Origin of the sequence: Streptomyces sp. NPDC007164, assembly GCF_040634135.1 — a bacterium.
Classification (GTDB): domain Bacteria; phylum Actinomycetota; class Actinomycetes; order Streptomycetales; family Streptomycetaceae; genus Streptomyces; species Streptomyces sanglieri.
The window spans coordinates 78,038-92,249 of record NZ_JBEYFB010000010.1 but is presented as its reverse complement, the minus strand read 5'-3'; the positions used below and the strand labels follow the sequence as shown (position 1 = coordinate 92,249).

General features: G+C 70.5%; 11 protein-coding genes and 1 pseudogene. 3 read left to right on the top strand and 9 right to left on the bottom strand.

The features are described 5' to 3' along the window. Positions 1–77 precede the first annotated feature (77 nt). From ABZ622_RS16050 to ABZ622_RS16030, 5 genes and pseudogenes are all read right to left on the bottom strand, one after another. Positions 78–500, bottom strand: a complete 423-nt coding sequence (locus ABZ622_RS16050; protein WP_360543455.1) for a hypothetical protein — start codon at positions 498–500, stop codon at positions 78–80. A 101-nt stretch (positions 501–601) separates the two neighbouring features. After that, complete coding sequence (locus tag ABZ622_RS16045; protein WP_360543453.1) at positions 602–1,066, bottom strand: hypothetical protein; 465 nt, start codon at positions 1,064–1,066, stop codon at positions 602–604. Between the two features lie 135 nt (positions 1,067–1,201). Next, positions 1,202–2,065 carry an isocitrate lyase/PEP mutase family protein gene (locus tag ABZ622_RS16040; RefSeq protein WP_360543451.1) on the bottom strand — a complete coding sequence of 288 codons (864 nt, stop codon included), beginning with the start codon at positions 2,063–2,065 and terminating at the stop codon, positions 1,202–1,204. Positions 2,066–2,762: 697 nt separating this feature from the next. Continuing rightward, positions 2,763–2,909, bottom strand: coding sequence for a hypothetical protein (locus ABZ622_RS16035; protein WP_360543650.1), 147 nt, complete (start codon positions 2,907–2,909; stop codon positions 2,763–2,765). A 1,065-nt stretch (positions 2,910–3,974) separates the two neighbouring features. Beyond that, a pseudogene (locus tag ABZ622_RS16030) lies at positions 3,975–4,184 on the bottom strand (SH3 domain-containing protein); the annotation flags it as partial. A 482-nt stretch (positions 4,185–4,666) separates the two neighbouring features. Between ABZ622_RS16030 and ABZ622_RS16025 the strand changes: the two are divergent. After that, the gene (locus ABZ622_RS16025; protein ID WP_360543449.1) at positions 4,667–5,842 is read left to right on the top strand and encodes a glycosyltransferase; all 1,176 of its coding nucleotides are present in this window, start codon (positions 4,667–4,669) and stop codon (positions 5,840–5,842) included. 82 nt (positions 5,843–5,924) lie between these two features. On the opposite strand, the gene ABZ622_RS16020 is transcribed toward ABZ622_RS16025, so the two are convergent. Together ABZ622_RS16020 and ABZ622_RS16015 are read right to left on the bottom strand one after the other, a co-directional pair. Next, a complete protein-coding gene (locus ABZ622_RS16020; protein WP_360543447.1) occupies positions 5,925–7,847 on the bottom strand; it encodes an AMP-dependent synthetase/ligase in 1,923 nt (640 codons plus the stop codon). Positions 7,848–8,014: 167 nt separating this feature from the next. Further along, on the bottom strand, positions 8,015–9,283 hold the full coding sequence (locus tag ABZ622_RS16015) for an acetyl-CoA C-acetyltransferase (protein ID WP_360543445.1): 1,269 nt from the start codon (positions 9,281–9,283) through the stop codon (positions 8,015–8,017). 71 nt (positions 9,284–9,354) lie between these two features. On the opposite strand from ABZ622_RS16015, the gene ABZ622_RS16010 reads away from it, so the two are divergent. Beyond that, positions 9,355–10,674 (top strand): 3-oxoacyl-ACP reductase, encoded by a 1,320-nt coding sequence (locus tag ABZ622_RS16010; RefSeq protein WP_360543443.1) that lies wholly within the window; start codon positions 9,355–9,357, stop codon positions 10,672–10,674. Positions 10,675–10,761: 87 nt separating this feature from the next. Next, a complete protein-coding gene (locus tag ABZ622_RS16005) occupies positions 10,762–11,733 on the top strand; it encodes a MaoC/PaaZ C-terminal domain-containing protein (protein ID WP_360543441.1) in 972 nt (323 codons plus the stop codon). Here ABZ622_RS16005 and ABZ622_RS16000 read toward each other — a convergent pair. Both ABZ622_RS16000 and ABZ622_RS15995 read right to left on the bottom strand, forming a co-directional pair. Further along, entirely contained in the window at positions 11,675–12,316 is a 642-nt protein-coding gene (locus tag ABZ622_RS16000) for a TetR/AcrR family transcriptional regulator (protein ID WP_259930164.1), read from the bottom strand. The two genes, ABZ622_RS16005 and ABZ622_RS16000, sit on opposite strands and share 59 nt — an antisense overlap. Positions 12,317–12,491: 175 nt before the next feature. Beyond that, positions 12,492–13,862 (bottom strand): dicarboxylate/amino acid:cation symporter, encoded by a 1,371-nt coding sequence (locus tag ABZ622_RS15995; protein WP_360543439.1) that lies wholly within the window; start codon positions 13,860–13,862, stop codon positions 12,492–12,494. Positions 13,863–14,212: the final 350 nt, after the last annotated feature.

Here is a 14,212-nt window from a genome sequence, read left to right as displayed (position 1 = left end):
AACGGCCTCCTCCCCGAAGGAATCTGACACACCGTCACTTGACGGGCGCGGGGGCCATCGTGATGCCTGCCGCCTCATCAGGCAAGGGGCGAGGAAGGAGGGGTTACGGGGGCCGGGGACCCGCCGTCGGCGTCCCGGAACAGGAACTCGCCCTCGATCACCACCCGGGTCGGTGCCTTGCTCCCGTCGTAGAAGTTCACGCCGTCGCACTCCCCGGTCCGGCGCGGCCGCAGGAGCCCGCCGTCACGCGAGAGCAGCGTGATCCGGTTGCCCCGCAGCGGCTCGTGCTCGAAGTGGTGGAGCAGCGACATGGCCGAGTCCTCGCCCTCGGCCACTCCCGGCATCAGGAACGCACGCCCGGCCAAGTCGGTCTGTCGGTCGATGTCCGCCCCGTCCGATGTCGTGGCGACGCCCACCTCGGCGGACGGGGCCGTGCCCGCGTCCGCCGTGCCCTCGCAGCGCCGCGCGGCGACCGGGTCCGCCCGGACCTCATCGGCCACCTCCCGGGCCCGGCCTCGCACGGCGCACCCGGCGCGGTTTCCGGAGCGCGGCCTCCGGAGCGGGGGGTCAGGGCCGGGGCGCGGCGGGTGCGGCCTGCGGATCAGTGCCCGACGGCCCGGTGGCCGTGCCGCCGGGCCGTTTCGCCGGCCTCACTGTCGGCGTCGCCCTCGTCGTCGTCCCCGCCGGTCGCCGCGCTCTCGGGGGTCGGCCCAATCCCCGGAGCCGCCCCGCCCTCTTCCTCCTCGCCCTCGCTCTCGTCCGGCGCGGCCTGGACGCCCACGCCCTGCGAAGCCGACACATTCTGGTCGATGGCGCCCCCGCCGCCGTCGTGGTCGCTGCCCGCCGTGCCCTTGCTCAGGGGGCCCAGCACATTGAGCGTCCGGTCCACCTCCAGCCAGGAGTCGGCGTTGGAGTTGTCGATGGTGATCAGGGACGGACCGTGGTGCGTCTCCATACCGCCGTCGGGGGCGTCGGCCCAGGCCGCCCCGGCGGCCAACTGGCCCTGGCAGAGCGCCCCGAGGGCGATCGCCAGGACCACACGCGTCTTCGGCGAGGTGAATCCCATGTCCCTGCTCTTCCTTCCTGCCTGTGGTGCACATGACACTGGAGCCCCGACGGTGCGCGGTGACACACTGTCGGAGCCCGGCATCCGGAGGTTCGGTGACCGGCCGGGCCGACCGCACCCGGCTCGACGTCCGGTTCAGACGGTCACGGACTCACCGGCGGAGTGGTGCCTGCTGATGTTCTTCTCCAGCAACTCCGTCGAGCGCTGCACCCCGATGCCCTCGGAGGCCACGAACTCGGGAAGCCGCCCGTCGGAGCGCTTGAGGTCGGTCAGCGCGCTGTCGATGGCCGCGTGGGCGGCGAAGAGGCAGGGGGTGCTGTAGATGGCCACCTGGCAATCCAGGTCGGTCAGTTCGGAGAGCGAGAGCCTGGGCGACTTGCCGCCCGCGATCTGGTTGAAGAGCAGCGGCTTGTCGCCGACCACCTTCCGGATCCGCTTGATCCACTCGACGCTGCGCACCCCGTCCACCAGGACGACATCGGCGTCCGTCTCGGCCAGCGCCTCCGCGCGGCGCAGGATGTCGGACTCCTCCGTGGCGTCCGTGCGGGCCACGACCACCAGGTCCCGCCTGCTCTCCAGTACGAGGTTGAGCTTCTCCAGGTACTCGTCCAGCGGCAGCACCTGCTTGCCGTCCGCATGGCCGCACCTGCGCGGGCGCTTCTGGTCCTCCAGGATGACGCCGGAGGCGCCGATCCGCTCCAGTCGCTGCACCACGTGGCAGGCCACCTCGGGGTCGACGTACCCGTCGTCGATGTCCACCAGCAGGTGGTGGGAGGGGAAGGCCAGCCGCAGCCGCTCCACGAAGGCCACCATGTCCGGCCAGGCGATGAAGCCGATGTCGGGCAGCCCGTAGTGGGAGGCGGCGAAGCCGAAGCCGGACACGAAGAATCCGTCGTAGTGGCGGGCCACGACGGAGGCCGAGTACATGTCGTAAATACCGATGAGCGGAGTCGTCCCCGGGGACCGGACTTCGTCCCTCAGTGCAGTTCCGTAACTCACAGCGTCTCTCCTTGACCAATGGATGAACGGGTGTTGAGCGATGTCGTCCCGGGCGCCGCGGGCTCCGTCGACGTCGGGCCCTGGATCCACTGATGCCGCGGGTGCGGGAACACCGTGCGCGGACTCGCCCACCGAAAGAGGCAGCAGCAGCAGCAGCGTTCCGTCCACACGGGACGCAAGAAACTGCTCTCTTGCGAAGACTCGTATATCTATACAGCCATGACCGTGTCTTTGCTTCGGCACGCGCCGCTTTTTACCTTGCGTGCGAGGCTTCTCGGGTGTACGCCGGGGGCTTGTTGCAGGCGCGCGGGATCCGGTGGGCGCCTCCTTTCGGATCATCCGAAACAACAACCCGGGAAAGCGCTGAATGCCCTGCGTATGCGCCGTGTTGACGTTCTACGGACCGCCGGAGCGGCAGCGCCGAAGGGCGCCGTCCGGCATTTTCGCCGGACCGCTTGAGCAGTAACGTTCCGCTCCGCGGGGGAACGCCGACGACAGATCTGCCAGTCGAACCGTTCGAGCAGGGATTGCACATAGTCTTCCAGCCGCCTCGTGATCGCCTCGGGCTCCGGCCGCCCGTCTCGACGAACACAAAACGAAGCTGCCACAGCAGAAGACCTTCTCTGCTGTGGCAGCAATCGAGGGCTGCCCCGAACTCTGAGCGGGTTCCTTTCCGTCCCCCTCAGAACCTGTCAGATCACGGAGTGGCGGGAATGCAGACCGCGTACGACTGAACGGTCTGCGGGGTGGCGCCACTGTTGTAGGCGGAGACGTGCCAGCTGTTGGTCGTGGTGTCCGGAGCGCTCGCGGTCCAGTGGATGTCGTCGTTCTGCAGCTGGTTCACGGCGCCTCCCCCGGTCACCACGGTGCCGGCAGGGCAGGTAGCCGTGATGTCCTGGATGCTGCCCCCGGCGGGGATGAGCGTGGCGGTGCTGGTAGCAGTCTGGGACGGGCCGACAGGCCCGGTCGCACCGGTAGCACCCGTCGGACCAGTCGGGCCGGTGGCCCCCGTAGCCCCATCAACACCGTTGGCACCAGCCGCACCAGTGGCACCCGTCGGACCCGCGGGGCCCGTCTCGCCATCGGCACCAGCCGCACCGGTGGCACCCTGCAGACCGGTGGCGCCCGTCGGACCCGTCGGACCCGTCGCACCATCAACGCCATCGACACCAGCCGGACCCGTGGCACCCTGCAGACCAGTAGCGCCAGTCGGACCCGTCGGACCCGTCGCACCATCAACGCCATCGACACCAGCCGGACCCGTGGCACCCTGCAGACCAGTCGCACCCGTCGGACCCGTCACACCCGTCGCGCCCGTAGCACCCTGCAGACCGGTGGCGCCCGTCGGACCCGTCGGACCCGTCGCACCATCAACGCCATCGACACCAGCCGGACCCGTGGCACCCTGCAGACCAGTAGCGCCAGTCGGACCCGTCGGACCCGTCGCACCATCAACGCCATCGACACCAGCCGGACCCGTGGCACCCTGCAGACCAGTCGCACCCGTCGGACCCGTCACACCCGTCGCGCCCGTAGCACCCTGCAGACCGGTGGCGCCCGTCGGACCCGTCGGACCCGTCGCACCATCAACACCGTCGACACCAGCCGGACCCGTGGCACCCTGCAGACCAGTCGCACCCGTCGGACCCGTCGGACCCGTCGGACCCGTCGGACCCGTCGCACCATCAACGCCATCGACACCAGCCGGACCCGTGGCACCCGTGGCACCCGTGGCACCCGTCGCACCCGTCGCACCCGTCGCACCGTGCAGACCCGTCGCACCCGTCGGACCGGTGGGACCCGTCGCACCCGTGGGGCCAGTCGGACCAGTGGGACCCGTCGGACCGGTGGGGCCCGTTCCCGGGTAGTCGTCACAGAACGGCACGGCGGTTTGTGTCGAGATGTAACGGGCGCTCATCCAGCCACTGCCGTTGGACAGCAGGTACCAGAGGTTGTTGCCACCGACGTTCTGACCAACCACCTGGCAGGCGATGGATACATGGCCGCCGGATGGCACGCTGCCGACGATCGCCGACTGGGTGGTGGGACCGCTGCGGATGTTCTGTGAGGTGTTGGAGATGACCGTCCCGGACACGCTTGCCAGCACCCGGCCGGCCATCACTCGGTTGGCCGCCTGCGTACCCGTGGGGTTCGGCGCCGCGTGAGCGATGTTCATGGGGCAGAGCGCCAGAGTCATACCCAGCGACATGGCGCCCAGAGTCGAGCGAGACAGAATGTCCCAACTTCTCGATTTGTACATCAGGGTTCCTTACCGATTCTGCGTGGATTGGAGCCGTGAATTTGACATACGCGGCGATTGGTTGGCATATGCGCCACGCTCGAATCTACCGTCCGAGTACAGACAACACCCCTTGCGGGTGAGGCGGACACAGCCATCTGTCCCTGTTTTCAGTCTAATTGACCCTATTGGTCATTTCGGCCGGGCCGTCTGTGCGCCTCCGAGGATTCTGCGTCGCGACGCGGTCACCTGTTTCCGGCGCATCGGCATCACTCTCCTCCGGTGGCCGCAACAGCCAGGCTCGTACGCCGCACCGATCCGCGTGGGGCGTTCGTCCATAAACACATGATTGGTAGATCCAAGTGAAAAATCTGATCGACCGCCCTACCGAAAAGCAGCCGGCCACCCCGCCCGGCAAGCCGTCGATCTGTCTGTGCATGATCGTCAAGGACGAGGCGAAGGTCATCGAGCGATGCCTGAACTCCGTACGCGACCTGGTGGATACCTGGGTCATCTCCGACACCGGCTCCCGTGACGGCACCCAGGAGCTGATCCGCGCCACGCTCAAGGGGATTCCGGGGGAACTCCACGAGGATTCCTGGACCAACTTCGGCCACAACCGCACCTTGAATATCCAGCGCGCACGCGGAAAGGCCGACTATCTCCTCCTCATCGACGCCGACATGGCCGTCCGGCGAGAGGAAGAACTGTCCGCTCTTTCCGAACTGAGGGCCGATTCCTACATGCTGCGCCATCTGGGTGCCCTCGAATACCGCATCCCCCGGCTGGTGAAGGGCGACGTCCCGTGGCGGTACGAGGGCGCGACCCACGAATACCTGGCCACCGACCAGCAGCACACCGTCGCCGATCTCCAGGTTCTCAGCATCGAGCACTTCGCCGACGGCGGCTCACGCGGGGACAAGTTCACCCGGGACGTCCGTCTGCTGCGCGAGGACCTCAAGCGCGATCCGAACAATCCCCGCACCGTCTTCTACCTCGCGCAGACCCTCCGCGACATGGGTGAAACCCAGGACTCGATCGCGGCGTACGAACGCCGGTCCGGCATGGGCGGATGGGACGAGGAGGTGTACTACGCCCTGCTCCAAGTGGGGGTGCTCAAGGCCGACAGTGGCGACTGGCCCGGCGCCCTGGACGCTCTCACCCATGCGTGGGAAAGCCGGCCGCAGCGGTTGGAGGCCTGCTACGAGCTGGTCTCCCGGCTGAGGAGGAAGGGGCGCTATCAAGCCGCCCATGCCTTCGCCTTCGCCGGCCTCAACCGCCCCGCGCCCCAGGACTGGCTGTTCGTGGAACCCTGGGTCTACAGCTGGGGCCTGCTCTTCGAGCACTCCATCACCTCCTACTGGACCGGTGACGCGCACGCATCGCTGGCTTCCTGCGATCGCCTCCTCGCCCTGCCCGACCTCCCGGCCGGCTACCGTGAACAGACCATCAACAACCGCAGATTCGCGGCCGATCGCGTCGCAGCGGGAACCGGCCGGTCCGTACCTGCCGCCTTTGCCCGCCCGCGGACCGCGTGACGGGCGCGCGGGACAGCCGAGGAGATCCGGCCGCGACACGGAACGGGCCGCCTCGGCGACACGGTGCCGCGGCCGGCGTCGCTCACTTCCGGTACAGCGCCTCGATCTCCGCCTCGAAGTCCCGCGCGACCGCGTCCCGCTTCAGCTTCAGCGAGGGCGTCAGATGGCCGCTCTCCTCGGTGAAGTCCACGGGCAGGACGGCGAATTTACGGATCGACTCCGCGCGGGAGACCAGTCGGTTGGCCTCGTCGACCGCGCGTTGCAGTGCCGTGCGCAGTTCCTCGTCGTCGACGAGTTCCCGCATCGGCACGTTCTGCTTCTTCTTCATCTGCCGCCAGTGGGCGAGCCCGTCCGGCTCCAGGGTGATCAGGGCGGTGATGAAGGAGCGGTTGTCGCCGACCACCATGCACTGGCTGACCAGGGGGTGGGCGCGCAGCCAGTCCTCCAGGGGCGCCGGGGTGACGTTCTTGCCGCCGGAGGTGATGATGATGTCCTTCTTACGGCCGGTGATCGTGAGGTAGCCGTCCTCGTCGAGCGCACCCAGGTCCCCGGTGGCGAACCAGCCGCCCTCCTGCACGGGTACCGGCCGGCCCCGTTCGGCGTCCCAGTAGCCCTGGCACACCTGGCCGCCGCCGAGCAGCACCTCGCCGTCGTCCGCGATCCGCACGGCGGTGCCGGGCAGCGGCCAGCCGACGGTGCCCAGGCGCGGCTTGAGCGGCGGGGTGACGGTGGCGGCGGCGGTGGTCTCGGTGAGGCCGTAGCCCTCGAAGATCTCGATGCCCGCGCCCGCGTAGAACGCCGCGAGCCGGTGGCCCAGCGGGGAGCCGCCGCAGATCGCGTACCGGACATGGCCGCCGAGCGCGGCCCGGATCCGGCGGTAGACCAGCGGGTCGTACAGCGCGCGGGCGGCCCGCAGGCCCAGCCCCGGACCGGGGCCGGTGCCGTGTTCGGCGGCCTCGACGGCCTCCCCGTACCGCTGGGCGATCCGCGCGGCGCGGTCGAAGGACGAGGCGCGGCCCATCTTCTCGGCGGTGGCGCGGCCGGTGTTGTAGACCTTCTCCAGCACGTACGGGATGGCCAGCAGGAACGTCGGCTCGAACCCCGCCAGATCGGCGAGCAGGTCCTCGGTCCGGATCGACGGGGCGTGGCCGAGGCGGACCCGGGCGCGCAGGCAGCCGATCGCGACCATCCGCCCGAAGACATGGGAGAGCGGGAGGAAGAGCAGGGTGGAGGCGGGTTCCCTGCTGACCGATTTGAAGACCGGGTGGAGCAGCTCGATCGCGTTGTCGACCTCGGCGAAGAAGTTTCCGTGGCTGAGCACACAGCCCTTGGGGCGGCCGGTGGTGCCGGAGGTGTAGATGAGGGTGGCGGGGCTCTCCGGTTCCAGCGTGGCGCGGCGGGCGGCGACGGTGTCGTCGGGGACGTCCCGGCCGAGGGTCTTCAGCCGGCCGAGCGCGCCCGTGTCGAGCTGCCACAGATGGGCGAGATCGCCGAGCTGTTTGCGTTCCTGGCTGATCAGCCGGCTCTGATCCGCGGCCTCGACGGCGCACGCGACGGCGCCGGAGTCCTGGAGTATCCAGCGAGCCTGGAAGGCGGAGGAGGTCGGGTAGATGGGGACGGTGACGAGCCCGGCGGCCCAGGCCGCGAAGTCGAGCAGGGTCCACTCGTAGGTGGTACGGGCCATGATCGCGATCCGGTCGCCGGCACCGAGGCCCTCCGCGATGAGCCCCTTGGCGACGGCGAGCACCTCGGCGGCGAAGTCCGCCGCGCTCACGTCCCGCCAGCCGCCGTCCGGCTGCTTGCGGCTGAGCACGGCGTCGGCGGGGGCCTCGCGGGCGTTGTCGAACGGGATCTCGGCGAGCGAGCCGCGGCGGACGGGCGGCGCGGCGGGCGGTACGGAGACCTGTCGCACCGAGCCGTCGGCGGCCCTGACTTTCGTCGGCTCGACGAGTACGGGGACGGGGACGGCGGGGGCGGAGGCGGAGGCGGTGGGTGGCGTGGACACGTGCGGCTCCTCAACGTGGGGTCGGGTGATCTCGCCGGGTCCGTCCGGCGGCCGGTGCGTGTGAGGCGTCAGAGGCGTGGCGGACGCCAGAGGCGTGAGGGGTGTGAGGGGTGCGATGGGTGTCAGAGATGTCAGGGGTGGCAGGGGCGTCAGGGGCGTCAGGGGCGTCAGGGGCGTTCGAGGATGGCTGTGACGCCCTGGCCGCCCGCCGCGCAGATCGAGATCAGGCCCCGGGACGGGCCGTCGCGCTCCGCCAGGAGCTTGGCGAGGGTGGCGACGATCCGGGCTCCGGTGGCGGCGAACGGATGGCCGGTGGCGAGCGAGGATCCGGCGGCATTGAGCCGGTCCCGGCCGACCGGGGCCAGGCCCTGCTTCTCCCAGGCCGCGAGGGTGGCCAGCACCTGGGAGGCGAAGGCCTCGTGGATCTCGAACAGGTCGAAGTCCTCGATGCCGATCCCCGCGCGCTCCAGCATGCGCGGCACGGCGTACGCCGGGGCCATCAGGAGCCCGTCGTCGCCGTTCACGTAGTCCACGGCGGCCGTCTCGTACAGGGAGAGGTAGGCGAGCGGCTCCAGGTCGTGCGCGCGGGCCCACTCCTCGCTCGCCAGCAGTACGGTCGCGGCGCCGTCGGTGAGCGGGGTGGAGTTGCCCGCGGTCATCGTCGCGTCGGGGTGGTCGGTGCCGAACACCGGCTTGAGCGTGGCGAGTTTCGCCGTCGTGGAGCCGGGGCGGAGGTTCTGGTCACGGGTCAGGCCCTGGAACGGGACCACTAGGTCGTCCAGGAAGCCGCGCTCGTACGCGGCCGCGAGCCGCTGATGGCTGGTGGCCGCGAGGCGGTCCTGGTCCTCGCGGGTGATGCCCCACCGGCGGGCGGTGACCGCCGCGTGCTCGCCCATCGAGAGGCCGGTGCGGGGTTCCGCGTTGCGCGGCATGTCCGGGACCAGGTGCCGGGGACGTACGCCCGCGAGCGCCTTGATCCTGGCCCCCGCCGACTTCGCCCGCCGGGCGTCGAGCAGCACCCTGCGCAGCTCGTCGTTGACGCCCAGGGGCGCGTCGCTCGTGGTGTCGGTACCGCCCGCGATCGCCGAGTCGACCGCCCCGAGCATGATCTTGTTCGCGGCGGCGACGACGGCCTGGAGCCCGGTGCCGCACGCCTGCTGGATGTCGTACGCGGGGGTGCTCGGGTCGAGCGCCGAGCCGAGCACGGTCTCCCGGGCCAGGTTGAAGTCGCGGCTGTGCTTGAGCACGGCGCCCGCGACGAACTCGCCGACCCGCTCCCCCTGGAGCCCGAACCGCTCGACCAGGCCGCCCAGCGCGGCGGTGAGCAGCTGCTGGTTGGAGGAGTGCGCGTACGGGCCATCGGAGCGCGCGAACGGAACGCGGCTGCCGCCGATGACCGCGACCCTGCGGGGCTGCGGAAGTTCGAGGGGGATCATCTCGACCAGCTCCTGACTCTTGAGTAACCTTACTCCGGAGTAAATCTACGACCGAGCAGGGAGTCTGGACAATGGCCGACCGCTATCTGCACTTCACCGGCACAGCACCCGGCCGATTTCTGACCCGGCGGCTCGGGCTCCCGCAGCCCGCCCCGCTGCGCCGCTGGTCAGCGAAGACCCCGACGCTGGACGGCCCGCTGCTGCACCTCACCACCGGGGACTCCACGGCCACCGGAGAACTCGGCGCGCTCCTCGCCGCCACCGGTCCAGAAGTCACCGCGCGCGCCGAACGCCCCGCCGGGATCGTGCTGGACGCGACGGCCGTCGACACCCCCGGCAAGCTGGCCGGGGTCCACGCGGCGCTGCACCCGGTGGTCCGTTCCCTCGCCCCGGGCGGGCGCGTCGTGGTGCTGGGGGTGCGCCCGTCGGCCGACGACCACCATCAGGCCGCCGCCCAGCAGGCGTTGGAAGGGTTCGTACGCTCGCTGGGCAAGGAGATCGGCAGGGGCGCCACCGTACAACTGCTCCGCATCGCGCCGGAAGCCGTCGGCGCGGCCGAATCCACCCTGCGTTTCCTGCTCTCGCCCCGCTCCGCGTACATCAGCGGCCAGGTGATCGAGCTGACCGCCGCCGTACCGGGCCCGGTCGCCGACTGGACGGCCCCGCTCGCCGGGCGCACCGCCCTGGTCACCGGAGCGGCGCGCGGCATCGGCGCCTCGGTCGCCTCCGTGCTGGCCCGCGACGGTGCCCGGGTGATCTGCCTCGACGTCCCTCGGACCGGGGACGAGCTGACCCGGACCGCCGACGCGCTCGGCGCCACCGCGCTGCCGCTGGACATCACCGCGGACGACGCCGCCGAACGGATCGCCGCCGCAGCCCCCGACGGCCTCGATGTCCTCGTCCACAACGCGGGCATCACCCGCGACCGCCGCCTCGCCAACATGCCGGCCGAACGCTGGGCCTCGGTCGTCGACGTGAACCTCGACAGCGTGCTGCGCACCACCGACGCCCTGCTGAAGGCGGGCACCGTCAACCGCGGCGGCCGGATCGTCGCCACCGCGTCCATCGCCGGCATCGCGGGCAACAACGGCCAGACGAACTACGCGGCGAGCAAGGCGGGCATCATCGGGCTGGTCCGCTCGCTGGCCCCGCGCGCCGCCGCCGACCACGACGTCACGGTCAACGCGGTGGCCCCCGGCTTCATCGAGACGAAGATGACCGCGGCCGTTCCCCTCCTCATCCGGGAGGCGGGCCGCCGGATGAACTCCCTCGCCCAGGGCGGCCTCCCGGTCGACGTCGCCGAGACCACCGCCTGGTTCGCCCAGCCCGCCTCGACGGCCGTCAACGGCCAGGTCGTACGGGTCTGCGGCCAGAGCCTGCTGGGGGCGTGACACCGTGCCGAATCTGAACGTGTCACCTGCACGGGCAACTGTCACGTCCCCACGCAAGAGGCCCGACCTCCCCGAGGATGTGAACCCATGCCGAATCTGAACGTGTCACTTGCACGGGCAGCTGTCACGTCCCCGTTCAAGAGGGCCGGCCGCCCGGGGGCCGCCCTGCCCGCCGACCGGGCCGTGCTCCCGGCCGCGCCGATCGCCGCCGCGCCGCTCGCCTCGTACCGCCGGGTCTGCGGCTTCGCCGAGCCGGACACCCTGCCGCTCACCTACCCACACGTGCTGGGCTTCCCGCTCGCCATGCGGCTGATGACCGCCCGGAGGTTCCCGCTCCCGGTCGTCGGCCTCGTCCACACCTGGATCGAGATCAACCGGCACCGCCCCCTGCGGCCTGCGGACCTGCTCGAACTCACGGCGTACGCAGATGAGTTGGCGCCCCACCGGCGCGGCACCGAAGTCACGATGGTCACCGAGGCGCGGCTGGCGGGCGAGCTGGTCTGGGAGTCCCGCAGCGGCTACCTCTCCCGGCACCCGACGGTCACGACCACCCCTGCGGCCCCGGCCACCACCGCACGGGACACCACCGCCACCGCCGTACGGAACACCACCGACGCCACGCAGGACGCCACCACCGCACGCGACACCACCGCCACCGCGACGGGCACCGCCCCCGCCACAAGGGACACGACCCCACTCGCGGAGCTTCCCGCCCTCGCCCAGTGGCAGTTGCCCGGCGATCTTGGCCGGCGGTACGGCGCCGCTTCGGGCGACCGGAACCCCATCCACCTGTATCCGCTCACCGCCCGGCTCTTCGGCTTCCCCCGGGCCATCGCCCACGGCATGTGGACCGTCGCCCGCTGCCTGGCCGAGACACCGGACCCGCACGAAGTCCACGGCGTACGGGCCGACTTCAGGGCCCCCATCCTGCTGCCCGCCACCGTCACCTACGCGGCGGACGCCACCGGCTTCCAGCTGCGTTCCACCGGCCGCCTCCACCTCACCGGCCGGATCCTCCACGCGCCGGGCCCGGCGGCTGCCAGGGACGGCCGTTCATGAGGTTCTCCAGCCCCGCCCAGGAGAAGTTCATCAGGGTGGCCGCGGCCTCCTTCGCCGAGACACCCGGGGTCTCGTTCGCCCACCCGGCGAGCGACTCCGCGGCCCCCACGAGCGCCTGCGCGAGCCCCGACACATCGCGGTCGGGAAGCGCCGGGTCGTGGTGCGCCTCGCGCGCCGCGGCCCCGATCAGCTCCGTCACGAAAGCAACGATCTCGTCCCGCATCGCCGTCACCTCGTCGGCGAACGGCTCCCCGTGCGTACGCGCCTGGCGGTGCAGCACCGCCCAGCCGTCCGGGTGCTCCGCCGTGTGCGTGAAGAACGCCCGCAGCCCGGACCACAGCTGCCGGTCGGCCGGCAGCCCCGGCTCCGCCCCCGCCCGCACCGCCTCGACCAGCGCTTTCGCCTCCCGCCTGATGCAGGCGGTGAAGAGCTCTTCCTTGGAGTTGAGATACAGATACACCAGCGGCTTGGACACCCCCGCCAGCTCGGCGATCTCGTCCATCGAGGCGGCCCGGTAGCCGCGCTGCCCGAAGGTCTGCACGGCGGCGTCCATCATCTGCTGCTCGCGCACGGCCCGCGGCATCCGTTTGCTCTTCACAGCACCCACGTCGATTTCCTCCCACCCCCGTGTGCCACTCCCCGGTAAGGGTACGGCGCGGGCCTGCGTCCCCGCCCCCGTCCCGTCGTACGGCACAGCGGCGCCCCCGGCCCTGCCGTGAGGCGGACCGGGGGCGCTGCCGCGTGCCGTGCGTGCGCGGTTACGCGGCGACCGCCACCTTCTGCGGCTCGCTCGCGCGCACCTCGTCGCCGTCGACCGGGGAGGACGTGGCCGAGTTGTACGCGTCGTGGTCGAGGATCTTCTCGCGGGCCGCGACGATCACCGGGACCAGCGCCTGGCCCGCCACGTTGGTGGCCGTGCGCATCATGTCCAGGATCGGGTCGATGGCCATGAGCAGGCCGACGCCCTCCAGCGGGAGGCCCAGCGTCGACAGGGTGAGGGTCAGCATGACCGTCGCGCCGGTGAGACCGGCGGTGGCCGCCGAGCCGATCACCGAGACGAACGCGATCAGGACGTAGTCACCGACACCCAGCTGGACGTCGAAGATCTGCGCGATGAAGATCGCCGCCAGCGCCGGGTAGATCGCGGCGCAGCCGTCCATCTTGGTGGTGGCGCCGAACGGGACGGAGAAGGAGGCGTACTCCTTCGGGACACCGAGACGCTCGGTGACCTTCTGGGTGACCGGCATGGTGCCGACCGAGGAGCGGGAGACGAAGGCCAGCTGGATCGCCGGCCAGGCGCCCTTGAAGAACTGCACCGGGCTGAGCTTGGCGACGGTGACGAGCAGCAGCGGGTACACGCCGAACAGCACCAGGGCGCAGCCGATGTAGACGTCGGCGGTGAACGTCGCGTACTTGCCGATCAGGTCCCAGCCGTAGTCGGCGATCGCGTAGCCGATGAGGCCGACGGTGCCGATGGGGGCGAGGCGGATGACCCACCACAGGGCCTTCTGGAGGAGCTCCAGGACGGACTCGCTGAGGGTGAGGATCGGCTGGGCCTTCTCGCCGAGCTGGAGCGCGGCGATACCGGCGACGGCGGCCATGAAGACGATCTGGAGCACGTTCAGCTCGGTGAACGGGGTGATCACGTTGTCCGGGATGATGCCGGTCAGGAAGTCGAGCCAGGAGCCCGCGTGCTCCGGCAGTTTGCCGTCCTTCGGCGTGAGGCCCGTTCCGGAGCCCGGGTTGGTGATCAGGCCGATCGCGAGGCCGATGGCGACCGCGATCAGCGAGGTGATCATGAACCAGAGCAGGGTGCGGGTGGCCAGCCGGGCGGCGTTGTTGACCTTGCGCAGGTTGGTGATCGACACCAGGATCGCGAAGAAGACGAGGGGCGCGACGGCCAGCTTCAGCAGCTGGACGAAGATGTGGCCGACCTTGTCGAGCGTGGTGTAGAGCCAGCCGATGTCGTACGTACGCGTGATCCAGCCGAGTACGACACCGAGGACGAGACCGGCGACTATCTGGGCCCAGAACGGGACCTTGGGTATACGGAAACCGGAGCCGGACGGACTGCCGGCAGCGGTGGACGCGGGCTTCGCGGACACGGACACACTCCAGATGTGACGCATCGGGGCGCACGGGGACGGCTGTGCGGGGGACGGGGGGTGCGGCGCCCGCGTCAGGGGCGGCGCCGCTGCATGGTGCCGGTTCAGACGTTGCGGCAACAGACCGCGGACATACAGCGGCAGAGATCGACATGCAGGCGCTCCACGAGCGGGACGCTCGCGGTGGATCGATGGCGCACTACTGTCTTCATGCCGAACACGTTAACACTTGAACTTTGAGAGCCTCAAAGCTCTTCTTTGACCCCGACCGCCCGCCACCGGCGCCGTCACTGCGCCCCGAACCTCTGCGGGAACGACAAAACCCCAGTACAGGAGCGAACGCTCCGGTGCTGGGGTTTCGAACGGAAACCATG

What these genes read in the sequence shown, in the direction of transcription:
- ABZ622_RS16010 (WP_360543443.1), top strand. Translation starts at nt 9,355, where the DNA reads ATGGCCGACCGCTATCTGCACTTCACCGGCACAGCACCCGGCCGATTT.
- ABZ622_RS15995 (WP_360543439.1), bottom strand. Translation starts at nt 13,862, where the DNA reads ATGCGTCACATCTGGAGTGTGTCCGTGTCCGCGAAGCCCGCGTCCACC.
- ABZ622_RS16015 (WP_360543445.1), bottom strand. Translation starts at nt 9,283, where the DNA reads ATGATCCCCCTCGAACTTCCGCAGCCCCGCAGGGTCGCGGTCATCGGC.
- ABZ622_RS16045 (WP_360543453.1), bottom strand. Translation starts at nt 1,066, where the DNA reads ATGGGATTCACCTCGCCGAAGACGCGTGTGGTCCTGGCGATCGCCCTC.
- ABZ622_RS16000 (WP_259930164.1), bottom strand. Translation starts at nt 12,316, where the DNA reads ATGCCGCGGGCCGTGCGCGAGCAGCAGATGATGGACGCCGCCGTGCAG.
- ABZ622_RS16005 (WP_360543441.1), top strand. Translation starts at nt 10,762, where the DNA reads ATGCCGAATCTGAACGTGTCACTTGCACGGGCAGCTGTCACGTCCCCG.